At 73.6% G+C, this 348-nt stretch carries 1 protein-coding gene; it reads right to left on the reverse strand.

Features of this window, described 5'->3' with window-relative positions; genetic code table 11:
* A partial coding sequence (locus J0695_RS43005; protein WP_505383656.1) for an EamA family transporter occupies positions 1–348 on the reverse strand: 348 nt, incomplete at both ends.

The raw sequence follows: 348 nt of genomic DNA on the forward strand, positions 1-348 counted from the left end.
TCCCGGAGCAGCGAGAGCGCCAGCAGCGGCAGGACCGGCACCGTGCTCACCCACACCATGAAGTTCAGGGCGTCGGCGGGCGCGGCCCTGCGGGTCAGTACGTTCGACACGCCCCAGCAGGCGGCCGCGGCGATGACCAGGGCGAACGCTCCCAGGGGACCCGAGGCGCCCTCGTCGACGGCGGCGACGCCGATCCCGGCCAGGGCCACCGCCATGCCCACCAGCCGGATGCGCGCGGGCCGTTCGCCGAGGAGCAGGAACGCGAACAGGGCCGTGAACACGGCCTGGATCTGGAGTACCAGGGAGGACAGCCCGGCCGGCATGCCCGCGTCCATGCCGACGAACAGC

It is taken from the genome of Streptomyces beijiangensis (assembly GCF_017315755.1).
Lineage (GTDB): Bacteria > Actinomycetota > Actinomycetes > Streptomycetales > Streptomycetaceae > Streptomyces > Streptomyces beijiangensis.